The sequence below is a fragment of the Pseudoclavibacter helvolus genome (assembly GCF_014191305.1).
Taxonomy (GTDB): Bacteria; Actinomycetota; Actinomycetes; order Actinomycetales; family Microbacteriaceae; genus Pseudoclavibacter; species Pseudoclavibacter helvolus.
The window spans coordinates 461,311-487,218 of record NZ_JACHWJ010000004.1; the positions used below are offsets into that span (position 1 = coordinate 461,311).

General features: G+C 68.1%; 24 protein-coding genes and 1 pseudogene. 15 read left to right on the forward strand and 10 right to left on the reverse strand.

Annotation, left to right across the window (positions count from 1 at the left end):
- Window positions 1-124 precede the first annotated feature (124 nt).
- Window positions 125-1,240, reverse strand: coding sequence for a phosphoserine transaminase (gene serC / locus FHX72_RS14470; RefSeq protein WP_068479807.1), 1,116 nt, complete (start codon window positions 1,238-1,240; stop codon window positions 125-127).
- Window positions 1,241-1,316: 76 nt separating this feature from the next.
- Between serC and FHX72_RS14475 the strand changes: the two genes are divergently transcribed.
- The 5 genes from FHX72_RS14475 (at window position 1,317) to FHX72_RS14495 (ending at window position 6,880) form a co-directional block, all read left to right on the forward strand.
- Entirely contained in the window at window positions 1,317-2,054 is a 738-nt protein-coding gene (locus FHX72_RS14475) for a metal-dependent transcriptional regulator (RefSeq protein ID WP_068479805.1), read from the forward strand.
- Between the two features lie 275 nt (window positions 2,055-2,329).
- Window positions 2,330-3,439: a C40 family peptidase gene (locus tag FHX72_RS18615; RefSeq protein WP_068479804.1), complete on the forward strand. Its 1,110-nt coding sequence runs from the start codon at window positions 2,330-2,332 to the stop codon at window positions 3,437-3,439.
- Between the two features lie 181 nt (window positions 3,440-3,620).
- Window positions 3,621-4,808: an NlpC/P60 family protein gene (locus FHX72_RS14485; protein ID WP_183625977.1), complete on the forward strand. Its 1,188-nt coding sequence runs from the start codon at window positions 3,621-3,623 to the stop codon at window positions 4,806-4,808.
- Between the two features lie 197 nt (window positions 4,809-5,005).
- Window positions 5,006-6,049: a C40 family peptidase gene (locus FHX72_RS14490; RefSeq protein ID WP_183625979.1), complete on the forward strand. Its 1,044-nt coding sequence runs from the start codon at window positions 5,006-5,008 to the stop codon at window positions 6,047-6,049.
- 336 nt (window positions 6,050-6,385) lie between these two features.
- A complete protein-coding gene (locus FHX72_RS14495; RefSeq protein ID WP_068484061.1) occupies window positions 6,386-6,880 on the forward strand; it encodes an HNH endonuclease in 495 nt (164 codons plus the stop codon).
- A 54-nt stretch (window positions 6,881-6,934) separates the two neighbouring features.
- Here FHX72_RS14495 and FHX72_RS14500 read toward each other — a convergent pair whose 3' ends face one another.
- The gene (locus FHX72_RS14500) at window positions 6,935-7,390 is read right to left on the reverse strand and encodes a type II toxin-antitoxin system RatA family toxin (protein WP_082805781.1); all 456 of its coding nucleotides are present in this window, start codon (window positions 7,388-7,390) and stop codon (window positions 6,935-6,937) included.
- A 33-nt stretch (window positions 7,391-7,423) separates the two neighbouring features.
- On the opposite strand from FHX72_RS14500, the gene FHX72_RS14505 reads away from it, so the two are divergent.
- Complete coding sequence (locus FHX72_RS14505; protein ID WP_183625981.1) at window positions 7,424-9,259, forward strand: helicase HerA-like domain-containing protein; 1,836 nt, start codon at window positions 7,424-7,426, stop codon at window positions 9,257-9,259.
- Window positions 9,260-9,419: 160 nt separating this feature from the next.
- On the opposite strand, the gene FHX72_RS14510 is transcribed toward FHX72_RS14505, so the two are convergent.
- The 4 genes from FHX72_RS14510 to FHX72_RS14525 form a co-directional block, all read right to left on the reverse strand.
- On the reverse strand, window positions 9,420-10,088 hold the full coding sequence (locus tag FHX72_RS14510; protein ID WP_068484067.1) for an AIM24 family protein: 669 nt from the start codon (window positions 10,086-10,088) through the stop codon (window positions 9,420-9,422).
- Between the two features lie 187 nt (window positions 10,089-10,275).
- Window positions 10,276-11,463, reverse strand: coding sequence for a hypothetical protein (locus FHX72_RS14515; protein WP_183625983.1), 1,188 nt, complete (start codon window positions 11,461-11,463; stop codon window positions 10,276-10,278).
- Between the two features lie 73 nt (window positions 11,464-11,536).
- Window positions 11,537-12,463 (reverse strand): zinc ABC transporter substrate-binding protein AztC, encoded by a 927-nt coding sequence (gene aztC / locus FHX72_RS14520; protein ID WP_183625985.1) that lies wholly within the window; start codon window positions 12,461-12,463, stop codon window positions 11,537-11,539.
- Between the two features lie 29 nt (window positions 12,464-12,492).
- On the reverse strand, window positions 12,493-13,608 hold the full coding sequence (locus FHX72_RS14525; protein ID WP_183625987.1) for a YncE family protein: 1,116 nt from the start codon (window positions 13,606-13,608) through the stop codon (window positions 12,493-12,495).
- A 31-nt stretch (window positions 13,609-13,639) separates the two neighbouring features.
- Here FHX72_RS14525 and FHX72_RS14530 point away from each other — a divergent pair, with 31 nt between their 5' ends.
- From FHX72_RS14530 to FHX72_RS14540, 3 genes are all read left to right on the forward strand, one after another.
- Window positions 13,640-14,326, forward strand: a complete 687-nt coding sequence (locus FHX72_RS14530; RefSeq protein ID WP_221186949.1) for an ATP-binding cassette domain-containing protein — start codon at window positions 13,640-13,642, stop codon at window positions 14,324-14,326.
- Between the two features lie 102 nt (window positions 14,327-14,428).
- A complete protein-coding gene (locus tag FHX72_RS14535; protein WP_068478982.1) occupies window positions 14,429-15,013 on the forward strand; it encodes an HdeD family acid-resistance protein in 585 nt (194 codons plus the stop codon).
- Window positions 15,014-15,019: 6 nt separating this feature from the next.
- A complete protein-coding gene (locus tag FHX72_RS14540; RefSeq protein ID WP_068478979.1) occupies window positions 15,020-15,475 on the forward strand; it encodes a DoxX family protein in 456 nt (151 codons plus the stop codon).
- Window positions 15,476-15,626: 151 nt separating this feature from the next.
- Here the strand turns inward: FHX72_RS14540 and FHX72_RS19145 are convergent, their stop codons facing one another.
- Window positions 15,627-15,773 (reverse strand): hypothetical protein, encoded by a 147-nt coding sequence (locus FHX72_RS19145; RefSeq protein WP_235812671.1) that lies wholly within the window; start codon window positions 15,771-15,773, stop codon window positions 15,627-15,629.
- A gap of 2 nt (window positions 15,774-15,775) precedes the next feature.
- Window positions 15,776-16,851 (reverse strand): annotated as a pseudogene (locus FHX72_RS19965) (low temperature requirement protein A).
- Between the two features lie 217 nt (window positions 16,852-17,068).
- Between FHX72_RS19965 and FHX72_RS14550 the strand changes: the two are divergent.
- The 6 genes from FHX72_RS14550 (at window position 17,069) to FHX72_RS14575 (ending at window position 23,934) form a co-directional block, all read left to right on the forward strand.
- Window positions 17,069-17,659 carry a GNAT family N-acetyltransferase gene (locus tag FHX72_RS14550; RefSeq protein ID WP_183625991.1) on the forward strand — a complete coding sequence of 197 codons (591 nt, stop codon included), beginning with the start codon at window positions 17,069-17,071 and terminating at the stop codon, window positions 17,657-17,659.
- A gap of 149 nt (window positions 17,660-17,808) precedes the next feature.
- Entirely contained in the window at window positions 17,809-18,954 is a 1,146-nt protein-coding gene (locus tag FHX72_RS19160; protein ID WP_068494863.1) for a peroxidase-related enzyme, read from the forward strand.
- A gap of 57 nt (window positions 18,955-19,011) precedes the next feature.
- Entirely contained in the window at window positions 19,012-20,103 is a 1,092-nt protein-coding gene (locus tag FHX72_RS14560) for an ABC transporter substrate-binding protein (protein WP_244964246.1), read from the forward strand.
- Window positions 20,100-21,200, forward strand: a complete 1,101-nt coding sequence (locus FHX72_RS14565) for a FecCD family ABC transporter permease (RefSeq protein ID WP_068478974.1) — start codon at window positions 20,100-20,102, stop codon at window positions 21,198-21,200. Before FHX72_RS14560 ends, FHX72_RS14565 begins: the two co-directional genes overlap by 4 nt.
- The gene (locus tag FHX72_RS14570; RefSeq protein WP_068494861.1) at window positions 21,197-21,982 is read left to right on the forward strand and encodes an ABC transporter ATP-binding protein; all 786 of its coding nucleotides are present in this window, start codon (window positions 21,197-21,199) and stop codon (window positions 21,980-21,982) included. The genes FHX72_RS14565 and FHX72_RS14570 overlap by 4 nt, the downstream gene beginning before the upstream one ends.
- Window positions 21,982-23,934, forward strand: coding sequence for an FAD/NAD(P)-binding protein (locus tag FHX72_RS14575; protein WP_183625993.1), 1,953 nt, complete (start codon window positions 21,982-21,984; stop codon window positions 23,932-23,934). Before FHX72_RS14570 ends, FHX72_RS14575 begins: the two co-directional genes overlap by 1 nt.
- A 246-nt stretch (window positions 23,935-24,180) precedes the next feature.
- Here the strand turns inward: FHX72_RS14575 and FHX72_RS14580 are convergent, their stop codons facing one another.
- Both FHX72_RS14580 and FHX72_RS14585 read right to left on the reverse strand, forming a co-directional pair.
- Window positions 24,181-25,437, reverse strand: coding sequence for an MFS transporter (locus tag FHX72_RS14580; RefSeq protein ID WP_183625995.1), 1,257 nt, complete (start codon window positions 25,435-25,437; stop codon window positions 24,181-24,183).
- Window positions 25,430-25,870 carry an ArsR/SmtB family transcription factor gene (locus tag FHX72_RS14585; RefSeq protein WP_068478961.1) on the reverse strand — a complete coding sequence of 147 codons (441 nt, stop codon included), beginning with the start codon at window positions 25,868-25,870 and terminating at the stop codon, window positions 25,430-25,432. Before FHX72_RS14585 ends, FHX72_RS14580 begins: the two co-directional genes overlap by 8 nt.
- Window positions 25,871-25,908 lie beyond the last annotated feature (38 nt).

The following is a 25,908-nucleotide window of genomic DNA, read 5'->3' on the forward strand; positions in this document are numbered from 1 at the left end:
GGGTGCGCAGCGCACCTCAAGAACAGCAGCGGACCTCAAACACACACAAGAAGGGCGTCACCAGCAGTTACTGGTGACGCCCTTCTTGTACTCCTCTGGCCAGCTCCGCGCCCGGAGGTTCGGGTCAGGCCAGGTGCTCCACGACGTAGTCGATGGCGCCTGTGAGGCGGCGCACGTCGTCGGGATCTACCGACGTGAACGTCGCAACGCGCAGCTGGTTGCGGCCGAGCTTGCGGTACGGCTCGGTGTCGACGATGCCGTTCGCGCGGAGCGCCGCCGCGATGGCTGCGGCATCCACGTCGTCATTGAAGTCGATCGTCGTGACGACCTGCGAGCGCTCTGCGGGGTTCGCGACAAACGGGGTCGCGAACTCGGACGCCTCGGCCCAGTCGTACAGGATCCCCGAGGAGGTGCGGGTGCGGTTGTCCGCCCAGGCGATGCCACCGTTGCCGTTGATCCAGTCGAGCTGCGCTTCGAGGAGCAGAAGCGTCGAGATGGCGGGCGTGTTGAGCGTCTGGTTCTTGCGCGAGTTCTCGACGACGTGGCTGAGCTTCAGGAAGTCGGGGATGTAGCGATCAGAGGCCGCGATGCGCTCGATGCGCTCGATCGCGGCAGGCGACGCGATGGCAAGCCAGAGGCCGCCGTCAGACCCGAAGTTCTTCTGGGGCGCGAAGTAGTAGACGTCCGTCTCGCTGATGTCGATGTCGACGCCACCCGCGGCGCTCGTGGCGTCGATGACCGTCAGGGCACCATCGTCGCCGTGAACGCGCCGGATGGGGGCCATGGCGCCCGTCGACGTCTCGTTGTGCGGCCACGCATAGACGTCGACGCCCGCGACGGCCTCGGGAGCGGCGATCGTGCCAGGCGCTGAGGAGCGCACATCCGGGGCCGTGAGCCACGGAGCGGCGGCAGCCTTGGCGAACTTTCCGCCGAACTCGCCGAACGTCAGGTTCTGGGCGCGCTCGGAGATCAGGCCGAACGCTGCCGAGTCCCAGAACGCCGTCGAGCCGCCGTTGCCGAGCAGGACCTCGTAGCCGTCCGGAAGGCGGTAGAGGGAGGAGAGTCCAGAGCGGACGCGGCCGACCAGGTCTTTCACGGGGGCTTGGCGGTGCGAGGTGCCGAGGATACTTGTGGCGCCAGCAACGAGGTGATCGATCTGTGCGGGCCGTACAACCGACGGGCCGCAGCCGAATCGGCCGTCGAGCGGAATGAACTCAGTCGGGATGCGAATGTCAGGCATGCTGCAAGCCTATGCGCGCAAGCGGCCTCGCTCGCCGCTAGGCTTGGCGAACCAATGCAACGGGAGGTGGCGGGGCGTGACCAATCTGGTGGACACCACGGAGATGTATCTCCGCACCATTCTCGACCTCGAGGAAGAGGGCATCACCCCGCTTCGGGCTCGAATCTCCGAGCGGCTCGGCCACTCGGGTCCAACGGTGTCGCAGACGATCGCCCGTATGGAGCGCGACGGACTCGTCTCCGTCGCCAGCGACCGCAGGCTTGTGCTCACCACTGACGGCCGGGCCAAGGCAACGCGAGTGCTGCGGAAGCATCGCATCGCCGAGGGCCTACTCGCCAACGTGATCGGGCTCGACCTCGCGCAGGTGCACGAAGAGGCCTGCCGGTGGGAGCACGTCATGAGCGACGAGGCCGAGCAGAGGATCTTCGAGATGCTCGGTCGCCCGAGCGAATCGCCGTACGGCACTCCGATTCCCGGCCTCGATGAGTTCGGTGCTGAGCCTGCTGAGGAATTCCTTGCTGGAGTCGTGAGCGTGTCGACACTTCTCGAAGAGGCTGCGCGCGGCGCTACGTCGACCGAGCCGGTGCGCGCGAAGGTCCGTCGCCTCGGCGAGCCCGTTCAGTCTGACCTGCAGACGCTGACGCTGCTGCGCGAGGCCGGAGTGCTTCCGGGCACCGAAGTCACGCTGCAGCGTCGCGGCGCATGGATCGGCTTGCTCCCCGTATCCGGTGGCATCGGGGTCGAGGTCTCACTCGAAACGGCCGAGCACGTCTACGTGGATGCGGTCCTGAGCCCCGAAGGTGCGCTAGGCTGAGATCTGGTCACGGCCAGCTGAAGATCTCCTCCGCATTCTGCGGACCTGCAAGCGCCTGACTTCCGCTCCATTCCGGGGTTCGTTACCTCGGCGTTAGGGTTCTGACACCTAAGCGTGACAATTCACAGCTTTTCCACTAGTGTTGTGCGAGTCATGAGCTAGGCAATCTGCCTAGCTGGCAGGCCGAGGCGCCGTATCCCGCTCCTCGACCTAGCTTCCCCTGGTAACAGGCAAGAGCGGGATCGGCTCCCTGAGTCAGGCGCTGGAGGAACGACTTGGAAAACTTTACGAACGCCACGGCACCGCTGACGCGACGTCAGGCTCGTGAGATCGAGCGCCGCACGGGCCAGCGCCCAGTGGCGACTGTCGGTGTCGCGGGTGTGTCCGCGCCGGTGATCGAGGCGTCGGTCGCAGAGATCAACTCGGCGCCATCGGTGCTGGCTGCCTCTGCGCCTTTCGTGCACGACACGGCGCACATCGAGCGCAACGAGCTCGGCGCGCTTGTCTCCGTACTTCCGACGACCACGGCACTGCCGCAGGTCGCCGGCGATGAGGCCGAGGCGAAGCTCGCTGAGGTCATCGAGATCCCAGAGGCATTCACCGGCCGCTCGGTCAGCATCCGTGCCGCGAAGCCCGCAGCACTCGTCACGCGTCAGCGACGCCGCACGGCTGGCAGCTTCGCGGCTGCTGCCACGGTTGCAGCTATCGCAACGGCAGGCGTCGTCGTTCCCGCGGCTGTCGCCGATGGCAACGACGCCAGCCAGGCTCAGGCCAACCTCCTTGGCGCCACCACGGTCGAGACCGAGGCTCCTTCGGCTGAGCCCAGTGCGACCGCCGAAGCCACCGAAGATGCGGCCACCGAGCAGGTCTCCGTCGACCTCGTCGCCGCGCCCGAGGTTGCGGTCGACCGCACCGAGTCCAGCGTCGTCACCCTCTCGAGCGACCAGGTCGCCGAAGTCGTCGCGACTCCGGAGCCCACTGCAACGGCAGACACGCGCGCCTCCACTGGCGGCAGCACGTCGACCGGTGGCAGCACGTCCGGCCAGACCACGACCGCATCGACCGGCGGGCAGAGTGTTGACTCCTCGAGCGTCTCCGCAGCGGCTATGAGCTACGTCGGCGGCTACTTCGGTGTCTGCGACCTGCTCACCCAGGCCGCGTACGCAGCTGTCGGCATCTCGCTCCCGCGTGGCGTGTCCGCGCAGGCAGCAATGGGAACCCCGACCTCCAACCCGCAGCCTGGCGACCTCGTCGTCTGGCCAGGAGAGCACATCGGAATCTACGCCGGCAACGGCATGGTTATCGACGACCCGGGCTACGGCGGACGCTCCGTCCAGTACCGCTCGATCTCATGGGGCAGCCCCTACTACGTGACGCTCCGCTAACGAGCGAATCGCTTCGACTAGCGCGTCCAGCTTCGGCTGGGCGCGCTTCGTCGTTACCGGCGTGTGATCACTCGTGCACTGATTTGTGACCTCACCGTGACAATTCTGTGACCTTTGTGTAGGCTCGGACGTGTCGAGGATGCCGGTTCCAACGGTGTTCGAAAACACCGGAGGAGAAGTCTTGAGCACATCGAGCACGCCGCCCACGAAAAGCACCAAGGTGCTGACCCGCCGCGAAGCCCGCGCGATCGAGCGCCAGACCGGAGTTCGCCCCGCGGCCGCACCCATCACTCCAGCGGCTGTCGCCGGGGTCTCCGCCCCAGTCATCCAGGCTTCCGTTGCCGAAATCGCATCGGCCGCCCCCGCCTTCTCGAGTTCCTCGGCTCCTGCGCCAGCAGCTCACGACACCGCTCGCATCGAACGGAACAAGCACGGATCCCTCGTGTCCGTCCTTCCTGTTGCTCCGACTGCTGGGCGGGAACCCCTCGGGTACGACGCGGTTGGCGACGACGCGCCCACTGCTGAGGTCATCAACATCTCCGAGGCGTTCACCGGACGACCAGTGAGCATTCGGGCTGCCAAGCCCGCTGCGCTTGTTGCCCGTGGTCGTCGCCGCACCGCGGCGAGCTTCGCGGCGGCAGCAACCGTCGCCGCCGCCGCAACGGCAGGCATCGTGGTCCCTGCTGCAGTCGCAGATGGGCAGAGCGAGGTGCAGTCCCAGGCCAATCTCGTTGCCGCCACGTCACCTGAAGCAAGCGCGACAACCCCGGACGCTGATCCAGTTCCGGCTGCCGAAGACACCTCGGGCGAGGAGGCCGCGCTCGTTGCGGCTCCCGAGGTTGCCGTCGACCGTACTGACTCCACGGTTGTCTCGATCTCGAGTGACGACCTCGCTGCTGTCGCCGAGACGCCGACTCCGGCGCCAACCCCTGAGGCGACTCAGGAGCCGGTCGCGGAGTCGTCGACCTCGTCGAGCACCTCGTCCGGCGGTGGCACGAGCGGTCAGAACACATCCACGTCCTCGTCTTCCGGGGCATCAGAGGCGGCTCCGTCTGGGAATGTCGACACCTCGAGCCTGATCGCTGCTGCGCACAGCTACGTCGGCTCGTACTTCCCCGCCTGCACGGACCTCACGAAGGCCGTGTACGCGACGCAGGGGATCTCCCTCTCCGGGTCTGTGAGCAACCAGATCGCCGGCGCTCGTCAGACCTCTAACCCGCAGCCCGGTGACCTCGTCGTGCAGCCGGGGGCGCACCTCGGCATCTACGCCGGCGATGGCATGGTCATCGACTCTCCTGGGTACGGAGGCAAGGTTGTGCAGTACCGCTCCATCTGGTGGAGCAACCCGGTGTACTACACCTTCAACTAGCGCCTGGGGCGGACCGGCCCGCCGACACGAACGACGCCTCACCCAGCAACTGCCGGGTGAGGCGTCGTTTCGTCGTGATCAAAATGTGACTCTTTGACATGCTTCTGTGACCTCAGCGTGACATTCCCGTTATAAACGGTTACGCTCGTTGGAGTCCAGGGCACCGTTTGGTGCTCAGCTCCACCCGAAGGAACTCTATGAGCACCACGCTGACTCGTCGCGAGGCCCGCGCCATCGAACGCCAGACCGGTGTGCGCCCAGTTGCAGATGCCACGCAGGCGCTGAGCGCCCTGACGTTCGCCTCCGTTGCGAAGCCCCAAGCCTCTTTCGTAGCCAAAGTCGAAGAGACCGGGCGCATCGAGCGCAACGCGATCACCTCGCTCCTCTCCGTCGTCCCCGCCGGTCAGGTCCCCATCGCCCAGGCCTCGGCGGGCAAGGATGAAGCGGATGCTCCCCGCGTCTCCGCCGCCTTCACGGGCGAGCGTGCCATGACGGTCCGGGCTCCCCGCCCGAAGCAGCTTGTCGCGCGCCGTCGCGTTGCCGGCGGCCTCGCGGTCGCAGCTTCGCTTGCCGCGGTCACGACCGTCGGCGCGATCGTCCCGAGCACCATGGCGGCCCCCGCCAACGAGGCCAGCCTTTCCAGCGCCGTCACAGCGCAGGACGGCACATCCGACGACACAAACGCGGATGCGCAGAGCGACCAGGCGAGCGTCGAGGCGGCCATCGCCGATGCCGTCGCGGACGCGACTCCAGCCGTGCCGGCGCCTGAGACCGTCACCGACCGCACCGAGACCTCGGTCGTGAGCTTCAGCGCAGACCAGGTCGCCGCGGTAGCGACTCCGGAGCAGACCGCAGAATCGACCGCAGCAGACGCGAGCGGCACGAGCGGCACCGCGGGCCAGAGCGTTGTCGGCGCGAGCGTCGTCGAGACGGCTTCGCAGTTCATCGGCGTCTCTCCGTACGTGTTTGGGGGAGCGACGCCGGACGGTTTCGACTGCTCTGGACTCGTCAAGTACGTGTTCGGCCTCCACGGCGTCGACGTCGCACACGGCGTCAGCGCGCAGGCCGCCGCGGGCACGCGCGTCTCCGACCCACAGCCGGGCGACCTCGTCATCTTCCCGAACTTCCACGTTGGCATCTACGCGGGCAACGGCCAGATGATCGACGCGCCGACGGAGGGCCGCATGGTCGAGCTCGGCGGCCTCGACGCGGGCGGCAGCTACTACTTCGTGCGCCTCTGACCTCCTGCTCCTGCTTCATGCGGGAGGGGCGGCTTCCTGTCTCGTGCCTGTCGGGCTCGTGAACAAGTGAAGACGCCCCTCCCGCATTTTGCATCCGTGGTCTACGCTGATGCCAGATCGACGACACTCGGGAGCGTCAATGAGGGCACGCAGCAGCATCCACGCCAAGGATGCGCGCGCGTGCTCAGCCCTCGACGTCTACCAGAGCGGTGAAGCCTGTCAGACCGTACGAATACAGGCCGACGAGTCTCGTCAGTCCATCTACCTACTCGATTCAAGGGTGCCGCCGATCCGGGCGGTGCCCTTTTTTCGTACGGATGCGAAAGCAGGTCCGCGATGCGAACTCTCGTCCTGAACGCAGGCTACGAACCGCTCGGGGTGGTCTCCGACAGACGAGCGCTTGTGCTCGTGTTGCACGGCAAGGCCAACGTCATCGATGTCGATGAGGAGCACCCCGTGCTCGGGTCGAGCGGCGTGTGGGAGCGACCTCGCGTCATCCTGCTCACCAGGTACGTGCGGGTCCCGATGGCTCGCATGCAGCCCGTCAGCCGCAAGGGTGTCCTGCGCCGGGACGCGAACCGCTGCGGCTACTGCGACGGGTTCGCGAACACGATCGACCACATCCTGCCGCGCTCGAGGGGCGGACGCGACAGCTGGGAAAACCTCGTCGCGTGCTGCCTCAGGTGCAACAACGTGAAGGGTGACAAGACGCCGGGGGAGATGGGGTGGCGCCTTCGCCTCACGCCTCGTCCTCCGCGCGCCACAGGCTGGTCTCCCCGCAGCGTCGAGCGTGAGTTGCCGGAGTGGGCTGCCTACCTGCCCGCCGCCTAGCGAGCCGGAAGCCGGCGCAGTCCTCAATCGGCGGACTCGCGGTGCTCACGCGAGCTAGCGGACTTGGACGATCTGCTCCGCCCGCGTCTTGAAGGCCTCGGCCCGCTGCTGCAGTTCGTGTTCGAAGACGGGCTTCGTCGCCGCGCCGATGGTCGAGGCGAAGAGTGGGGAGGCAAGCTTGTACGTGAACTTCCACGTCGCCTTCGTGCCACTTTCGAGAGCCTCGAATCGCCAGCCCTCGCCGAACGACGACAGCCAGTTCGGGCCCTTGACCATCTCCGCCGCGCTCACGAGCGGAGCGTGCACGACGCGCAGTTCCAGGATCATCCGCCGGCCGCCCGGGGTCTTCGTGAAGCAGTGCGCGCCGACAACCGGCGCGTCTGCACCACGGATGTACTCGCTGCGGACGACGCCGGGATCCCAGCTGCGCGCCTCTCCGACCGTGTGGGCAAGCGCGAAGGCCTCCTCCACGGGGAGGGGCACGATCACGGACGCTTCGAGCTGAGGCATGGAACCAAGTCTAGGAGTGACTAGCCTGGTGCCATGACTGATGCCGACGCCCGTATCGAAGCCGCACGCAGAGCACTCGAAGAGGCCACAGCCGCCCTCGCAGCCGCCGAGGCAGAAGCTGCCGCTGCCGAGCCCGCAGCAGCGGAGCCCGCAGCTGGCGTGCCCGCAGCCGCCGAGGCTGCTGTTGCCGACGCTGAAGCCGCCGAGGCCGTCGCGCCGCCAGCCGAGCCCGTTGCCGCCGCAACGGTGACGGAGGTCCTGGGCCCACTGGATGCGCAGCAGCTCGAGGCCGTCCGTGCTGGCTACGCGTTCGAGGCCCCGGCGCTCGAGATCGGCGCCATCGTGAACGGTGAGGCGGTGCCAGGCGTCCCGGTTCGCATCCCGCTCGCGATGACGAACCGGCACGGCCTGGTTGCCGGAGCGACGGGCACTGGCAAGACGAAGACCCTGCAGGTACTCGCGGAGCAGCTGTCCGCAGCCGGGGTGCCCGTGTTCGCGGCCGACATCAAGGGAGACCTTTCCGGAATCGCGACCCCGGGCGAGCCAAACGACAAGCTGCTCGCTCGCACGCGGGGCATCGGGCAGGACTGGGCGCCCGCAGCAGCGCCCACCGAGGTGTTCTCGCTCGGCGGTCGCGGAATCGGTGTGCCGATCCGCGCGACCGTCTCGAGCTTCGGCCCGCTCATGCTCTCCAAGGTGCTCGGCCTCAACAAGACGCAGGAGTCGAGCCTCGGTCTCGTCTTCCATTTCGCGGATGAGCAGGGCCTCGCGCTTGTCGACCTCTCGGACCTGCGGACGGTGCTGCAGTACCTCACGAGTGCTGAGGGCAAGGCCGAGCTCGAGGGGATCGGGGGACTCTCGAAGCAGACGGTCGGCGTGATCCTGCGTGAGCTCGTGAACTTCTCGGAGCAGGGCGCCGACATCTTCTTCGGAGAAACTGAGATCGACACGCGCGAGTTCCTGCGCGTGACGAACGACGGTCGCGGGGTTGTGAGCCTCCTCGAGCTGCCCGGTGTGGCGAGCAACCCGGCGCTCTTCTCCACGTTCCTGATGTGGCTGCTCGCCGATCTGTTCAACGAGCTCCCGGAGGTCGGCGACCTCGACAAGCCGAAGCTCGTCTTCTTCTTCGACGAGGCGCACCTCCTGTTCTCCGGAGCTTCCAAGGCGTTCGTCGAGCAGATCACGCAGACCGTGCGTCTCATCCGATCCAAGGGCGTCGGTATCTTCTTCGTCACCCAGACGCCCAAGGACGTGCCGGACGACGTGCTTGCCCAGCTCGGGTCGCGCATCCAGCACCAGTTGCGAGCGCACACCCCGGACGACGCCACGGCCCTCCGGCAGACGGTGCGCACCTACCCGAAGAGCGGCTACGACCTCGAGGAGGTCCTTACACAACTCGCGACGGGTGAGGCGATCGTCACCGTCATGAACGAGAAGGGCGCACCGTCTCCGGTTGCCTGGACGCGGCTGCGCGCCCCGCAGGCCTCGATGTCTCCCACCGCGGAGGCGGGACTCCAGCAGCTCGTCGCCTCCTCGTCGCTGTACCCGCGCTACTCGCAGGTGCTCGACCCGCAGTCAGCACACGAGGTGCTCACGGCGAAGATGAACGCCGCGGCTGAGCGCGAGCGGGCTGAGGCTGCGGCGCTCGAGGCTGAGAAGCAGGCGGCGAAGGACGCGAAGGAGCGGGAGCGTGCGGAGAAGGCCGCCCGCTCGCGCACGCAGACACGAACGACCACAACCTCGCGGTCGAGGCAGGACGCGGGGAGCGGCAACGTCGTCAGCGACATGCTCGGCTCGCGCACCGGTCAGACGATCGTCCGAGAAGTTGTTCGAGGGGTGTTCGGCACGCTCTTCAAGAAGCGTCGCTGAGTTCGGGAGCGAAAACGGGGCCAGGGTCGAGATGACCCTGGCCCCGTCTTGCATCGTTAGTACTGCACGCCAGTTGGCGTGCTCGTCAACTCAGGACGACTTCGGCCGCATCGCCTGCGAGATTCGCGCTGCGCTTCAGTGCCTTCTTCGACTTGGCTGCTCAGGCCGTCGCGACGATCGGCGCGCCCTCGCTCGGCTGTACAACGACGAATCCGGGGCCGTGGAAGGCCAGCTGGAACGACTCGCCTGAACCGCGACCGATGAGCGAGCCCATCTTGAAGTCGTTCTTGATGGTCGGCTGCAGGTTCTGCGACCAGCAGATCGCTGCCTGGGGGTCGACGAAGGTCGGCTGTACCGAGCAGTCCAGCACCATGGGCGGGCCGTCGCTCGACACGGCGACCGTTCCGTGACCGCCGAGTTCGAGGTTGAAGAGGCCGCCCGTCATCATGCCGGCGTTGGCGAGCATCTTGATGTCCCACTGCAGGTTCGCGTCGAACGCGAGCAGGTTGGACGTGTTGATGGTGATGCCCTCGCCCTCCAGCGTGAGCGTAAAGACGTCGGCGCCCTGGCGCGCGAAGAAGACCTCGCCCTGGCCGGCAACGCGCATGAGCGAGCCGCCCTCACCCGAGACCATCTTCTTCATGAACTTGCCGAGGCCACCGGAGCCCTCGTGCTTGAAGTCGAACTGGCCCTGGTAGGCGACCATGGCGCCCTTGGCCGCGAGCACTTCTGGGCCGAAGCCGACGCGCAGCATCTTCTTGGACTGCAGCACCCAACGTTCGGTGCTCTGGCTCTCCCGGTTCGTTTCCGCGAATAGTTCGCTGCGCATGCTTAATCTCCTTGTTCTCTGCTTCCCCTGAAGCACGATGCCTGCATTGGCTGGGCTGAGGGGCCCGCTGTTCGGCATCCTATTGCCGTTGGCACAAGGGGCGCATGGGGAGTGCTCCCCATGCGCCCAGGGCACCGTTCAGGCTCGTGCAGTAATGCAGAGCGAGGGGTGAGCGGAACTCCTGCGGCTAGCTCAGGGCGATCTCGTTGGGCACGCCCGGGAGCGCCTCCGAGGTCACGATCTCCTCGGTCTCGAGGTTGACCGCGTGGATGGTGCTGGTCGCTGGATCGGTGACGTAGGCAACGCCGTCCTGCACCTTGAGGGCGGGGTGCGCGTCCTGCCACTCGGCCGGCCCCTCCCACGCGTCGATGACGGGGATGGACGTGACCGGGGAGCCGTCGGTCTCTGAGAAGACGTGCAGGGCGCCGTCGGAGCCGAGGATGATCGCCGCGTTGTCCGTGCCGCGGTCGAGGTCACGGAAGGTGTAGCCGACCCCCTCAGGCAGGTCGTGCACGGAGATCGTGCCCGTCTCGGTGTCGACGAGGCTGAATGCGCTCAGCAGGTAACCCTCGGCGTCCGGGTCGGACTTGTAGTCACCGACGGCGATGGAGGAGTCCTCGGCTGTGAACATGTTGCCGATGCGACCGAACTCATCAGGCGAGGAGAGCTTGGTGATCGTGCCATCCGCGTACGAGAGCGCGCCGTTCTCGCAGCCCACGATGACAACTTCGTCCCTCACGGTGCCCTCTCCGTGCACGCCGGGGCAGTCGGTCGAGCGCGCCAGCTCGTTGCCGTCGGCGTCGGTTGCCACGATGCCGGAGCGGTCGCTGAGCGTCGTGACGAAGGTGCCGTCCGAGAGCTCGGTCGAGACGCCGTGGTGCGCGGCGTCGCTCGCGACCGTCTCGGTCTCCGGCAGCTTCGTGTTGTCGGCGAGCAGCGCGTCCGTGTCGAAGATGACCGAGTCGCCGGTGCCATCAAAGAACAGCACCGTGTTGCCTGCGTGGGGGACCGCGTGGCCGGCCTTCGGCCCCTCGAACGTGACGCCGGTAAGCGCCGGCTGCTGCGTGTCGAGGACCTGGAAGCCGGCGTCGGTCGTGACGAGCACGTTGCGCCCGTCGCCGACGGGGTTGACTCGCGTGAATCCCTCAATGGGCACGTCACCGACAACCTCGAGGGTTGCGGCGTCCAGCACCACGAGTCCGCCGTCGTACGTGAGCGTGACGCGCTCGGAGGCGGGGGTGGAAGCGGAACCCGCGGGAGCCGCCGCCTCGCCGGTCGCGGCAGGGGTGGTCTGGGCGCAGCCGGTGAGAGCGAGGATGCCAAGGGCGGTGGCGGCGATGGCGCCGCGCGTCCTGGAGGGGGAAGCGATGGTCATGGAGACCCTCTCTGTGTTGTGGGGGTGCTGATTGGATTGGGGAACGTGGCCAGGCGGTCAGTAGCGCAGGCCGTCACTCGCTCGTCTGGGCGAGGCCCGCCGTGATGCGCTCCGTGTTGGCGCGCATCATCTCGAGGTAGGTCTCGGCGCCGCCTCCTGCGGGCGTGAGTGACTCGGTGAAGAGCGGCTCGACGCGGACCTCGATGCCCGCCTCGTTCGCGAGGGCCTTGGCGAGGTCGTCGGGGCTCGAGGAGTCGGCGAAGATCGTCGAAACACCCGCGTCGGTGATGTCGGCGCTCAGCTCGGCGAAGTCGGCCGCGCTTGGGGCGGCGAGGGTGGTCCCGCCGGGGATGACCGTGCCGACGACGGTGAAGCCGAAGCGCTCGGCGAGGTACCCGAACACGTGGTGGTTCGTGACGAGGCTCTTCGAATCCGCCGGGATCGTGTCGAACTGGGCCTGCATCCACGAGTCGAGCTCGCCGAGCTGTCCCGAGTAGTCGGCGACCGCGGTCTCGAGCGCCGCGACGTCGATGCCCTCGACGTCGACCGCGAGGCGGTCGGCGAGGGCATCGACGACCGCCGACATGCGCGCGGGGTCGGTCCAGAAGTGCGGGTCATCCATCCCCTCGGCGTCGCCCTCCGTGTATGCGAGCGGCTCGAACGCGTCGCTCGCGACGAAGTGCGGGATGCCGGCCGCGTCGACTTGGCCGAGGTGCCGCGCGACGCCTTCTTCGAGGCCGAGCCCGTTGGACACGACGAAGTCGGCGTTCTCGATGGCGGCCGCCTCCTGGGCGGAGAGGCTGAAGGAGTGCGGGTCTGCGCCCGGCTTCATCAGGGTCGTGACGGTTGCTTGGTCGCCGACAAGCTCGGTCACCACGTCGCCCAGGATGTTGGTCGTGACGACGATCTCCGGCCTGTCCCCGGAGCCTCCCGCGCTGCAGGCGGTGAGGCCAGCGGCGATCGCGACGGCCGCGGCGCCTGAGGCGAGGAGGCGCTGCATGTACCTCCTGGTGGGTGTGATGTTGATGCTCAGTTTCCGGTCTCGAAGGCGAAGGCGGGGGCAGTCGGCAGGTCGAGGGTGCGAGCGACCCGAGCGCCGTCCTTGTAATCGATCTCGTGCAGCGCGCTCGAGCCGGTGCCGCTCAGGTAGGCGCGGCTCGTGTCGACAGAGAGGTGGATGCTCGCCGCCGATTCCGGGGTTCCGACGAGGCCCGCCTGCGTGCCGGTCACCTCGCCGCTCTCCCCGTCGATGACGAGCAGTGTCCCCTGGCTGTCCACAGCGATGACGCGGTTGCTGTCGTCGCCGACGGCAACCGCGGTGAGGGTCGGGGCGGGGGTTGGAATGAACTGCAGCTCCTGCGTCCGGGAGGACGCGAGCCAGATGCCGCCGTCACCTGCGGGGCCGGCGACGGCGGGCCGGTGTGGGCGGCTGTCCAGAGAGGTGGGCGGGGCCGCGCCTGCGCCGTCGGTCGCGGGGTACTCGACTCTGGTGAGCACGGGGGTGGCGTCCGCGGCTTCGGCGTCTGGCTCCGCCGCGAACAGGAGCCCGTCGGAGCAGGCGAACGTGGCGCCGAGGCTCGTCTCGTGCACGGCGCTCAGGTCTGGGCATTCGAGTCCTGTGCCAAGCGCCTGGCCGTCGAGCGAGTACGGAGTGAGGACGGGCACGCCGCCGGCCGCGTCGACGGTGCTCGCGACGACCGCGCCGCCGACCGGCGCGGCGGCTGCAGCGTGCGGGGACGACGCGATGCGCGTGAGCTCCGTCATCTCGCCCTGGCCAAGCGAGAGGCGGTCGAGCACCACGGTGGTTCCCGTCGCCGCGTAGCTCAAGGTCGCGATTCCCTCGCTCGAGGAGACGCGAGCCGGGCCCGATTCCGCCAGCTCACCAGCGGTGCCAGGCGCCGCGCGGTAGTAGTGGACGTGGTCGCCGTGCGGCACCGTCCACACGCCCGTATCGATGATCTGCGTCGGGCCGGAGGCGGCACCCGCGAAGACGAACCGGCCGTCGCTGACGGCCCAGGAGGGATCCGCGACGGAGCCGAGGTCCGTGCTTTCTGCCGTGAGCAGGTTGAGGAGATGCACGGAGCCGTCGGCCCCGATACTCGCGATGCTCGACTGGGCCTCCGTGAGCTCCTCCGCGCCTTCCACGAAACCGTGCGACTGCTCCTCGGGTTCTTCCGTGGCCCCAGCGCTCGCGGGCGTCTCACTCGAGATCGGGCGCGCCGCGATCACCGTCGTCGTCGGCCACAACGGTTCAGGCAAGAGCACGCTCCTCGGCGTGCTGGCGGGGACAACGCAGCTCACCTCGGGCTCGCTCAACTGGCGGCACTTCGACAACTCACCGGGGCGCGTCGCCTTCGTGCCGCAGCACGCGCGCCTCCCGGAGGCTTTCCCGATGACGGTCGGCGCGGCGGTCGCGATGGGCAGGTGGGGGAGTCGGCGAGGTCGACCCCGCGCGCCCCGGCGGCGAGACTGGCGCGAGGGGCGGCGCGGCCACGATGCTCAGCACGTGCGGGACGCCCTCGAACAGCTCGGGCTCGAGCCGCTGCGCGGGCGGCTCCTCGGCGAGCTCTCCGGCGGGCAGCGGCAGCGCGCGCTCGTCGCGCAGGGTATCGCCCAGGACACTGAGCTCCTGCTCCTCGACGAGCCGACCGCGGGAGTCGACGCGGAGTCGAGCGAGCGCATTGCCGCGTGCCTCGCGAGGCTCGCGGCTCGGGGCCGAACGATAGTCGTCGCGAGTCACGACGCGGGGGAGATCGCGGCGGCGGGTGCGGTGGTCGCCCTCCGAGACGGGCGGCTAGTTCCAGGGGATTTGGGCAGGGGGCACGGCCGGTTGATCCCCGGGCCGACGGGCGAACACGGGTGACTCCGGACCCCGCTTCGTCACTAGGATGACGACAACCCCTCGATCCCCGGACGAGGAGCGTCGGCGCCGTCCAAGGCGCATCCCCCGCTGAAGGAGCCTGCAGTGAGCCAGTCCACCCCCATCGTGCGTTTCAACCTCAACCCGAGTCTGCTAAGCCCCAGGCAGGTGACGACGCTCCGCTGGGTGTTCGGCATCGGAGGAGCCGTCGCGCTCATCCTCGGCATCGTCGCGCTCGCGTTCCCCGTGAAGGCGCTCACGGCCATCGCCTGGATCTTCGGCCTCTTCTTCGTCTTCTCCGGCGCGCTCCGGCTCATCCAGGCCATCGTCTCCAAGGGCCTCCCCACGGGGTGGCGCGTCTTCAACGGCATCGTCGGCCTGCTCCTGGTCGCCGGTGGCGTCATCGCCCTGGTCCAGCCGGCGGCGCTCATCGACGCGCTTGGCATCCTCATCGCCGTCACCTGGATCATCGAGGGCATCGCCTCACTCGCGGATGCGTCACCCGACCAGTCGCGCTGGTTCGCGATCCTCTCCGGTGTGCTCAGCATCGTCGCGGGCCTGCTGATCCTGCTGTGGCCGGCCGGGATCGTCGTCGTTGTGCTCTGGATCGTCGCGTTCATCCTTATCATCGGCGGCATCACGCAGCTCGTCATGGCGTTCCGCTTTGGCAAGAACGTCAAGAAGGCGTAGGCGACCATGGCGATCAAGAGTTCCGAGATCCGTCTCGCCGAGGAGGCACCAGCCTCGCGGCTTCGCACGTTCAAGCGAATCCTCCTCGGAGGCTTCCTCGTCTTTGCGGGGGTCACCCACCTGACCGTGGCTCGCGAGGAGTTCACGGCGCAGGTCCCGAAGTCCGTGACCAAGTACGTGCCGGTGACGACCGACCAGGTTGTGCTCGCATCCGGTGTCGCAGAAATCGCGCTCGGGCTCTCGCTGCTCTTCGCACGCCGTGCCCAGCGGCCGACCGTCGGCTGGGTCGCCGCCGGCTTCTTCGCCGCCGTGTTCCCCGGGAACATCGCGCAGTTCGTGCACCGCCGCGACGCGTTCGGGCTCGACACCGACAAGAAGCGCTTCCTGCGCCTCTTCTTCCAGCCAGTGCTCGTCGCCTGGTCGCTCTACTCGACGGGCGCCTGGCGCCGCCGCCTCAAGTAGCTCGCGCACCCACCCACCGACGCACCAACAGTTTCGGGATGGGTTTCTCATCTCGGGATGGCTTGCAAGCCATCCCGAAGCGAGAAACCCATCCCGAAACTCTTTGCTGTGGGTGCGGCGGCCGGCGCCGGTGCGCCGAGACCGCAGGTGGTTAGTGGGTCGTGGCGGCCTTCTCGATTCGCTCGATGTGCTCCGCAGCGTGGCGGTGGCCGACGGCCTCATAGCCGACAACAACCAGCACTGGGGCGAGCATGGCAACGAGGAGGCTGACTGAGACGCCTGCACCGTTCGCCGCCATGATCACGGAGGCAACAAGCACCGCGACGGCCCGGCTGCGAGCGCGATGTGGAACGTGTCGAGGGATCGCACCAGATAGGCGTAGATGGCGAACACGGCGAGCAGGAAGATCAGCACCGGAATGGCGACGGACAGCAGCGCCGTCGCATCGCTCACGTGGTAGTGCTCGTCGAAGGTGTAGGCGACGACGTGGAGACCCGCACCTGTCGCGGCGATGGACGCGAAGATGAAGAAGTGTCCGTAGCCCCACGGGAACGAGCGCTCGCGGTGGACGTGGAGCACCTCGGCCGCCGGCACCATGAAGTAGACCCACCACATGCCGAAGATGAGCACCATGCCGACAATGACGAGGACGATGGCGTCGAAGCTCCACCCATACTCGGTCGTGACCGTCGTGACGGCCGCGATCGTGCCGAAGACGCCTTCGCCCAGCGCGATGATCGCGAGTAGCGTTCGGCGATGTGGTGCGCGTGCCACGGCGTCGCGGTGCCGTTCTTGGCGCCGCGAGTCTCCGCGACGAGCGGGCCCGCAATCTCGACGAGGAGGGCGATGAATCCGCCAGCGAGCGCGAAGACGAGCGTCAGCGGGAGGATCGCGACGACGATCCAGAGGATCTGCGCCACCGACACGAAGACCGCGTACGTGACGGCGGTGGATCGGTACTTCTCGTTGCCCTTGGCCGCGCGAAGCCACTGGCAGACGAGGGCGAGGTGCATAACTACGTAGCCCGCGATCATGACGCGGTTGTCGAGGACCTCGCCCTCGTCGATGGACTCGAACATCGCCGGGAGCCCGAGCGCCAGGATGACCACACCAGCCATCTGCACCATCGTGAACAGTCGGAAGAGCCAGTCGTCGGTCTCGAAGGCCGAGGCGAACCACGAGAAGTTGATCCAAGCCCAGACAAGCGAGAACATCGCGAAGCCGAAGCCGATGATCGCCGGGCCAGTGTGGCCCTCGGCGATGCCATGGGCGAAGAGGTTCCCGGCTGCGCCGAACGATGCCGCGAACGCGAGGTCGTAGAGCAGCTCGAGCGGGGTCGCGGCGCGGCCCTTCTCATGGGTGTCGCGGCCGAGCATCCGCTGCAGCCCATGGCCGAGGCGGCGCGGAGCTGGTTAAAGGGTTTCTGAGGTCAAGAGTTCGTCCGATCTGGCGAAAGTGAGTGGGCTCCGGAGGTCTCGCAGACCGACGCTGATGTTCCCCCACCGGCTCCGGAGCCTGTAGATGTTACGTCCTGCTCGGCGAATCCGCGCGTCGCCCCCGTCTCGGCACATGTGCGGGTGCGACACTGCAGGGGTGGATGCACACCTCCGACCATGGGTGGCCGACGACGCCCCCGCCCTTGCGAACGCCATGCGCACCTCGCCGGACCTCGCCGCACAGTTCCCTGGAGGGGTGCCTTCGACGGAGCTCGACTACGTCTCTTACATGGCGCAGCACCTGGTGTCCGGCACCGCCAAGCACGATCTGGCGATCATCGTCGACGGCATCGCGGTGGGCAACGTGGGGCTCAGCAACATCGAGCACGTGCACCAGACGGGCTGGGCCTACTACTGGCTCGCGAAGGGCGCACGGGGGAGGGGCCTTGCGACGCGGGGCCTCGCGACGATCGCCGACCTGGCTTTTACCGAACTCGGGCTGTACCGTCTCGAGCTCGGCCACCGCACCGGCAACGCCGCATCGTGCAGGGTCGCCAGCCGCGCCGGATTCCGGCCGGAGGGCATCGAACGGCAGAAGCTCCGCTACGGCAACCAGCGGTTCGACGTCGAGACGCATGCGCGCCTGACGCTCGACCCGGTGCCTGACATCGAGCTCATCCCGCGGACGGCTTACCTCGCAGGTCCCAGGCAGCCCGACCTCACGCGGCCGGACCTTGGCACGGTCTGACCGAGGGGCGCCGTCTCGAGCGCTCGCGATCAGGGAGCTGAGCGGGCGGCGACGTGAGTTCATGCGGGGTAACGCAATTGCACGAGGCGTCGCAGGTGGTGGCAGGTTGGTATCTGATTTCCCCCGATCTCCACTGCTAGGACCCCCACTTGCGCATCTCTCCGACTGTTCCTGAGTCGATCTCGTCGCTGACGGCGGCGAAGCCCGAGGTGGTCGAGCAGACGCTCGCCGCCTACACGGCGCTCTACGAGTCCCCACAGGTGATCGAGCCAGCTCTGCTGCACGGCTTCGCCCGAACGGTGGCGCGCTGGCAGGGCAATGCGCAACTCGCCGAGTGGCATCTCTCGCAGGGGGCTGATGAACGCCTCGTCGGCGAAGAGCTGCCAGCCGAGCCGAAGCTTCGGGCACTCGTGGAGCACGTCGACCTCATCACCGTGTCGCCGGCGCTTGCCACGCACGAGGACCAGCACGTGCTGCCGCTCGCCGGCGTCGCGCCTGACGAGATCGTTCTCCTGAGCCAGCTCGTCGCATTCGAGAGCTATCTCGCGCGGCTTCTTGATGGCGATGCCTTGCTCGCGGGCAGGACCCCAGAGCGAGTGGATGCTCCAGCGCGCGACACGGTCGCGGCCGGTCGCTCCAAGGACCTCTCGGGCCGCACGATCTCGGGCTTGCAGAAGCCCACCGAGTACACGCAGGAGCAGCTCGAGTGGTCGCCCTGGGTCGCCGCCCCGGCGGAAGCTGACCTGACGCCGGAGCAGGTGGATTCGTTTGCCGCGAAGGCGACCACCAACAGCGTCTACTTCCGACTGCTCTCGCGAGTGCCTGCCGTGCTCAAGGCGCGCAGCGCCATCGACAACGCCGTCTTCCTCGGCAAGGACGGGCTGCCGCGCGCCGAACGTGAGCTCGCGGCAGCGGTGGCCAGCAAGGTCAACGACTGCATCTACTGCGCCTCCGTGCACTCGCGCAAGGCGACCTTCCAGTCGAAGCGCCACGACGACGTGCAGCGGGTCATCGACGCGGCTCTGCCGCGAGACGCCAACTGGCAGCCGAGCTCGCTCGACGCTCTCAGCGCGGGTCAGGATGCGCGCTGGTCTGCCATCGTCGGCTTCGCCGCGAGCCTCTCGACGCTCCGACCGAGCGCAACCCCCGGCCAGATCGACGAGCTCCGCGCGCTCGGCCTCGACGACGCCGAGCTGTTCGACCTCGTCGGCTCGACGGCGTTCTTCGCCTGGGCGAATCGGCTGATGCTGAGCCTCGGAGAGCCCAACTGGCCCGCGTCGCGCGCCGCCAGCTGAGCACCCACACCCCTCAGCCCACTTCTTCTGCACCGCCCGCCACCGAGAGGTTCCTCCATGCCCATCTCACGCATGCCCATCTCACGTCGTCTTCCCGCCGCCATCGCGGCCCTGGTCGCCAGCACGCTGCTGCTGGCAGGCTGCGGCACCGTCACCCCGGAGGGTGCAGCCGACGCCGAGACGATCACCGTCACCGATGACCAGGATCGTGAGGTCACGATCAACGGACCCGTCGAGCGGGCTGTCGTGCTCAATAGCTACGGCAACGAGTTCGTGCGCGCGATCGGGGCGGGCGACACGGTTGTCGACGTCGACCGCGCATCCATCAACCGACTCCCGTACCTGCCGGTCGACGAGAACGACGTCATCGCCGAGGGCCTCGACCAGATCAACTACGAGGCGGTCGCCGAGCTCGACCCCGACGTCGTCATCATGCCGCGCAACGCGGTCTGGCAGGAAGCCGCGGAGCAGCTCGAGTCGTTCGGCATCCCCGTGGTCGTCGCGACCGCCTGGGACTACGCCGTCTTCGACGAGACCGTGAGCCTGCTCGGCCAGGTCTTCCAGAAGGAAGAGGGCGCGAAGGCTGTCACCGACTTCTCGAACGAGATCCTCGACGTCGTCGCAGAGCGCACCGAGGGCGTCGAGCCAGTGCCCGTGTACTGGGAGACGGTCGACCCGTACCTGACGGTGCTCCCCGGCTCGGGCTTCCACGCCATCATCGAGGCGGCAGGCGGCAGCAACGTCTTCGAGAACGCCGCTGGCGGCGGCGACGAGCAGGAGGAGATCACGGTCGACCCCGCAGAGGTCGTCACGCGTAACCCTGCCGTCATCGTCCACGAGTTCGAGCCGAGCGCGACCCCGACGGTCCAGGAACGCTTCGACACGCTCGGAGCCGAGGTCACCTCCCGTCCGGGCTGGTCGAACATCGACGCCATCAAGAACGGCGAGGTCTACCTCGCGAACGGCTGGGCGATGAGCGCCGTCGCGAAGTCCATCGGCGCGCTGTACCTCGCGAAGTGGCTGCACCCCGAGGAGTTCGCCGACGTGAACCCAGACGAGTTCCTCGAGCGCTGGGTCGTCGACTTCCAGCAGACCGACTTCCCTGGCGCGAGCGAGTACATCCAGCAGTACCAGGCGGGCGCGGAGTGACCGTCACGACAGCGGAAGCCGGCACGGGAGCTGCCGGCGAGCAGAACGCGGTCGCCGTGAGCGAGCGCAAGCGCGCGAACGTCAAGCGCCTCGCCATTATCGGCGGCGTCGCCGTGAGCGCCCTCGCGATCATCGCGGCCGTCACGATCGGCACGGCGGGGGTCACGTTCGGCGACGTCTGGAAAGCCGTCGTGCTGTCGATCTTCGGGGGAACCCTTGAGAACGACTTCGCGCAGAAGTTCTCCATCGTCACCGAGCTGCGCCTCCCGCGCGTGCTGCTCGCCTTCGCGGCCGGCGCCGGGCTCTCCCTTTCGGGAGTGCTCATGCAGGGGCTCCTGCGCAACCCGCTCGTCAGCCCCTTCACCCTCGGCGTATCGCCCGCGGCGGCCTTCGGCGCGGCCCTCGCGATCACGATCGCGGGCGGCACGACGCTGCCATCGTGGGCGATCATCGCGAGCGCGCTTGTCGTCTCGCTGGCCGTATCCGCCCTAGTTCTCGGCCTCGCCTCGGCGAAGGGCATGGCCATCGCCACGCTCCTGCTGCTCGGCATCGCCATCACGCAGCTCTTCGAAGCACTCACCGCGGCCCTGCAGTTCACGGCCAACGAGAACACGCTGCAGGCGATCGTGCGCTGGACCTTCGGCTCCGTGAACGATGCGACATGGGGAGACGTGCAGACGGTTGGCATCCTCGTGCTCGCGACCATTCCGTTTGTGCTGTGGTTCGCGAAGGACCTCAACGCGGTCGCCTTCGCTGGCGACGACGCGGCCAAGAGCCTCGGCGTCAACGTGCAGGCGCTCCGCGTCGGCCTCATCGTCGTGGCGGTTGTGCTCGCCGCCGTCATCGTGAGCTTCTGCGGCGTCATCGGCTTCGTCGGGCTCGTGGGCCCGCACATCGCGCGCCTCATCATCGGCGCAGACCACCGCTACCTCATCCCGTTCTCGGTGCTCACCGGCGGCCTGCTGCTCCTCGTCGCTGACACGGTCGGGCGCACGATCCTCGCCCCTGCGGTCATCCCAGTTGGCATCGTCGTGGCCTTCATCGGAGCGCCGATCTTCATCCAGCTCATCCTCACGAGGAAGACGGCCCTCAAATGAGCCTGACGATCGACGGCATCGAGTTCGCCTACGGCAAGCACAAGGTGCTCAAAGGCGTGAGCCTGGAGGTGCAGGACGGCACGTTCTGCGCGCTGCTCGGGCCGAACGGCTCCGGCAAGTCGACCCTCACGAAGGTCATCGCGAGAGTGCACAAGCCGAGCCAGGGCACAGTGACCTTCGATGGCACGGATGTGCTCAGCCTCGGCAGGCGCGAGCACGCGCGGACAGTGGCGTACGTGCCGCAGTCAGGCGAGGCTCCGTTCGACCTCACCGTTCGGGAGGCGGTGCTGCTCGGGCGCACGCCTCACTACGGCATGGCTCCTGGCGCCGAGGACTGGCGGCACGTGCAGGACGCGATCACTCTCCTGAACCTCGACGAGCTCGTCGACCGCAACATGTCGGAGCTGTCGGGCGGGCAGGCGCAGCGCGTGCTGGTGGCCAGGGCGCTTGCCCAGGACCCGAAGGTGCTGCTCCTCGACGAGCCGACAAGCGCCCTCGACTTGCGCTACCAGATCGAGACCCTGCAGATCGTGCGCCGCATCACGCGCACGAAGGGCATCACGGCGCTCATCGCGATCCACGACCTCAACCATGCCGGGCGCTTCTGCGACCAGATCGTCATGCTCGACCAGGGCACGATCATCAAGAGCGGCACGCCGGCCGAGGCGCTGCAGGAGGACACCCTCAAGCAGGTCTACGGGCTGCGCGTCACCGTCGAAGAGCGCGAGGGCTTCGTCGAGGTGCGCCCCGTCGTTGAGGACGACCTGGAGTACCGCATCTGATGTTCGACGCCGTCATCGTCGGTGGCGGGCCGCGTGCCGTCGCCACGGCTCTTCGCGTCGCGGCTCGCCGCCCCGAGGCACGCATCCGCATCGCGATCGTCGACGCAATCGACGTCGGGGCCGGAGCGACGTGGCGCGTGGACCAGCCCGCCGAGTTCCTCAACAACACGACCTCGGGCTCGACGACCATCCATGCCGACGAGTCGACCCAGATGACGGGGCCGATAGTGCCTGGCCCTGACCTCGTGGAGTGGGCTGCGGGCACCGTCGAGAAGGGCGAGCATCCCACGCCTTGGCTGCTTGAGGAAGCGAGGGCCGTGCGGCCCGGCAGCTTCCCCTCTCGACGGCTGCAGGGAATCTACTTCCGTGAGCAGCTCGAGGCGGCCGAGGCGAGCGGGTTCGTCGATGTGACGCGCATCGACGGCACGGCGGTGGATGTGCGAGCCGACGGCTCAGAGACGCGCACAGTTGTTCTCGCTGACGGCACCGAGTTGTCGGCTCGGATCGTGGTGCTCGCGCAGGGCATGGTGCAGTCGCTGCCGAGCGAGGAGGTGCTCGGCTTCGAGCGGGCGGCTCGCGAGCGAGGCCTCGTCTACGTGGCCCCCGGGATGCCCGCCGAGCAGGACTGGTCGGCGGTTCCACCGGGTGAGGACGTCATCGTGCGGGGGCTCGGCGCCAACTTCTTCGACGTCGTCGCCGTGCTGACTGCCGGCCGCGGAGGAGCGTTCGAACCGGTCGTCGGCGACGCGCGGGGCCGCCTCCGCTACGTGCCGTCCGGCCGCGAGCCGATCCTGCACGCCGGGTCCCGCCGCGGCGTGCCTTACCGTGCCAAAGCGGATGGCTGGGCCGAGGCGTCGCCGTTCGTCGCCCGCCATGCCGACCGTGCCTGGTTCGACGAACTCGCCGCGTCCGAGCCCGCTTCCCTCGACTTCCGCGCGGAAGTGTGGCCCACGATCGCGAGGGAGTTCGCCGCCGCCTACCTGACCGCGCTCGCCGCCTGGGCGCCGAACGCGCTGACCATACCCGTGGACGCCGCCCTCGAGGAGCTCGACGGCGCGCAGGACGTCTACGACATCGACGATGTGCTGACCGCATCCATCGACCAGGAGCTCGACGACGGCGCGCACGCCTTCACGATCGACTCTTTGCGACGCCCTACGAGGGGCAGACCTGTCAGCGCCGAGCGCTGGAAGCAGTTTGTCGAGCAGCTGGTCGAGGCCGAGCTCGGGTCGATGAAATGGCCCGACCAACATCCTCGCGCCGCTGTCAATCGAGCGATGGGTGCTCTGCGGGGTCAGGCCGGTCGCTTGTCAGCCGCCGGCGTGCTCGAGGGGCGGTCCGCGGTTGTCGATTTCGAGGGCTGGTTCAACGCGGACGGGCTCTTCCTCGCGTCCGGCCCGCCTTCGAGTCGCACGCGGGAGGTGCTCTCGCTCATCGATGCGGGAATCCTTCACCTGACGGGGCCGGAGACCGTCGTCGCGTTCGATGACGAGGCCGGTGAGTTCGTGGCGAGTTCGGCGATCACGGGCACGGTTGTGCACGCCAGGACGCTCATAGAGCCGCGCATGTCGAAGGGCAAGGTGCCCGCCACCAACGACCCGCTGCTCCGCTCCCTGCTCGACTCTGGCCGGGCTCGCGTGCACACACGACGCTCGCGTGACGGCGCCTACGTCGAGACCGACAGCATGGAGGCGACCGGCGCGCGGCTCGACGACCGAGAGCCCGGGCTGAACCTCGTGCGAAGCGACGGCTCAGCCGACGACCGGGTTGTGGTGCTTGGGATACCCGCGCTGAGCACGCAGCCCGGCAGTGCGATCGGCGCGACGCCAGGCAAGCCCTCGCCCCTGCTGGCCGGCGCCGACGTCGCGGCGAGGCAGATCATCGCTGCTGCTGCTTCGGCTGCCGCACCTACTGCTACTGTCTCCGTCGCCCGCGCGCACGACCAGGGCTGACCCGGCGCAGATCACCGAGGCGCGTTCCGGGCCCGGCGGTCGCGCCGTGCTCGCCTCGAGCCGCCGCGCTCGCTTCGGGCCGCCGTGCTCGCCTCGAGCATCCACCTCTCCTGCTCGGGATGGCTTGCTCACTTCGGGATGGGTTGCAACCCATCCGGAAGTGAGTAATCCATCCGGAGATCTGCGTGGATACAGGCCGGGGCCGGGGCCGGGTACTGGTTGTGTCGCTCGACGGGGCGAGCTGGATCAGACCTGCAGGAACTCGCTCTTGCTTTGGGGATCGTTCCTGCTCCCCAGGTGGCTCGCGCGGCCTCTTGCCCACGTGAATCCGGCGATGACTGCCGAGGCGAGGCTGACTCCTGCGAGCAGCGCGGCGGTCGGGGCGAGCCCAAGCCAAGCTCCGGCGACGCCCGCTACCGGGTAGCAGAGCATGTAGCACGCGTGCGAGAGCGAGAACTGTGCGGCGAAGACGGCGGGTCGTTCGTCGTTCGTCGCTGCGCGTCGCAGCAGGCGGGATGAGGGCGTCAGCACCAGAGAGGTCGCGGCGCCGAGGATCGCCCACACGGGGAGAGACAGCATCCACGCCCAGTCGTCGGCGGACGAGAGGGCCCCCGCCATTGCAAGGAGGCCTATCGGCACGAGACCAGCGCCCACGAGCATGACCCGGCGGTCGGAGATGCGATCGAGGACGCGGGGGAGTCCAAGCGCCACGAGCATGGAGCCAGCGCCGTAGCAGGCGAGCAGCACGGCGAGGTCGGAGTGCGAGCGGCCGAGATTCGCCTGCACGAACACCACGGTGTTCACGATGACCATCGCCGTCCCCGCGGCGACTGCCAGGTTCAGGGCCAGGAGCGCCCTCAGGTCTCGGGTGCGCCAGAAGACCCGGACGCCCGCCGTCAGTCGGGCGAGGAAGGGGCTCGGCTGCGAGGGCGCCGAGGGTGGGAAGCGTGTGGTGGCGACAAGTGCCGCCGACGCGAGGAACCCCACGACGGTCCCGGCGAAGAGTGAGTTGTAGCTCACGACGGTGAGCAGTATGGCGGCAAGAAGGGGGCTCACGAGCGCCTCGAGGTCGTACGCGAGGCGGGAGAGTGAGAGAGCTCGCGTGTAGCTGCGCTCGTCGGGGAGCACGGCTGGGATGACGGCTTGGAAGGTCGGCGTGAAGGTCGCAGACGCGGCCTGCAGCACGAAGACGAGCAGATAGACCTGCCAGATCTCGCCGACAAACGGCAGCCCGAGAGCGATCGCGGCTCGGATGAGGTCCGCCGAGATCAGAACTCGTCGCCGTGGCCACCTGCTCGTGACAGCCGCCATGACGGGGGAGACCACGACGTACGCCACCATCTTGATCGTGAGGGCCGTGCCGAGCACGATGCCGGCATCGCCACCGGCGAGGTCGAAGGCGAGGAGGCCGAGTGCCACCGTGAGCATTCCCGTGCCGATGAGCGCGATGACCTGCGCGGAGAACAGGCGGCGGAACGCGCTGTTTGCGAGCACCTCACGCATTGTGATCGGCTGACGTGTGGATCTCCGGGTCGGTGGCGCGCGGGGATGACGGGTCGCCCATGTGGTGCGGCGGGATGGCGTCCGCGCCGCCGACTCCCGCGACGGAGTGCTCTGCCTGGAACATGGCGTCGGCGACGAGCCGCTGGGCGTGCCCGTTGATGAGCCGGTAGAAGACGCGAGTGCCTTCCTGACGGGTCGCCACGATGCGCGCGAGCCGCAGCTTCGCGAGGTGCTGGGAGACGCCGGCCGGCGTTTTGCCGACGGCCTCGGCGATTTCGCTCACCGAGTGCTCGCTGTCGCCGAGGAAGAGCACGATGCGCACGCGGGTCGCGTCTGCGAGCATCCCGAACACCTCTGCGGCGAGCTCGACGGTCGGGCTGTCGAGCTCGAACTGGTGCTGGCCTTCGGATGGAATATGCGTATCTGCATGCATACGCAGATAGTGACACATCTGGCACGCTTCGTCGAGTG

Bases quoted from the DNA above. Each gene is read 5' to 3' on its own strand.
- FHX72_RS19145 (WP_235812671.1), bottom strand. From the start codon at position 15,773: ATGGCGGCGAACGGTGCAGGCGTCTCAGTCAGCCTCCTCGTTGCCATG.
- FHX72_RS14575 (WP_183625993.1), top strand. From the start codon at position 21,982: ATGTTCGACGCCGTCATCGTCGGTGGCGGGCCGCGTGCCGTCGCCACG.
- FHX72_RS14560 (WP_244964246.1), top strand. From the start codon at position 19,012: ATGCCCATCTCACGCATGCCCATCTCACGTCGTCTTCCCGCCGCCATC.
- FHX72_RS14580 (WP_183625995.1), bottom strand. From the start codon at position 25,437: ATGCGTGAGGTGCTCGCAAACAGCGCGTTCCGCCGCCTGTTCTCCGCG.
- serC (WP_068479807.1), bottom strand. From the start codon at position 1,240: ATGCCTGACATTCGCATCCCGACTGAGTTCATTCCGCTCGACGGCCGA.
- FHX72_RS14500 (WP_082805781.1), bottom strand. From the start codon at position 7,390: ATGCCTCAGCTCGAAGCGTCCGTGATCGTGCCCCTCCCCGTGGAGGAG.
- FHX72_RS14570 (WP_068494861.1), top strand. From the start codon at position 21,197: ATGAGCCTGACGATCGACGGCATCGAGTTCGCCTACGGCAAGCACAAG.
- aztC (WP_183625985.1), bottom strand. From the start codon at position 12,463: ATGCAGCGCCTCCTCGCCTCAGGCGCCGCGGCCGTCGCGATCGCCGCT.
- FHX72_RS14515 (WP_183625983.1), bottom strand. From the start codon at position 11,463: ATGACCATCGCTTCCCCCTCCAGGACGCGCGGCGCCATCGCCGCCACC.
- FHX72_RS14505 (WP_183625981.1), top strand. From the start codon at position 7,424: ATGACTGATGCCGACGCCCGTATCGAAGCCGCACGCAGAGCACTCGAA.
- FHX72_RS14540 (WP_068478979.1), top strand. From the start codon at position 15,020: ATGGCGATCAAGAGTTCCGAGATCCGTCTCGCCGAGGAGGCACCAGCC.
- FHX72_RS14495 (WP_068484061.1), top strand. From the start codon at position 6,386: ATGCGAACTCTCGTCCTGAACGCAGGCTACGAACCGCTCGGGGTGGTC.
- FHX72_RS14490 (WP_183625979.1), top strand. From the start codon at position 5,006: ATGAGCACCACGCTGACTCGTCGCGAGGCCCGCGCCATCGAACGCCAG.
- FHX72_RS14585 (WP_068478961.1), bottom strand. From the start codon at position 25,870: ATGCATGCAGATACGCATATTCCATCCGAAGGCCAGCACCAGTTCGAG.
- FHX72_RS14510 (WP_068484067.1), bottom strand. From the start codon at position 10,088: ATGCGCAGCGAACTATTCGCGGAAACGAACCGGGAGAGCCAGAGCACC.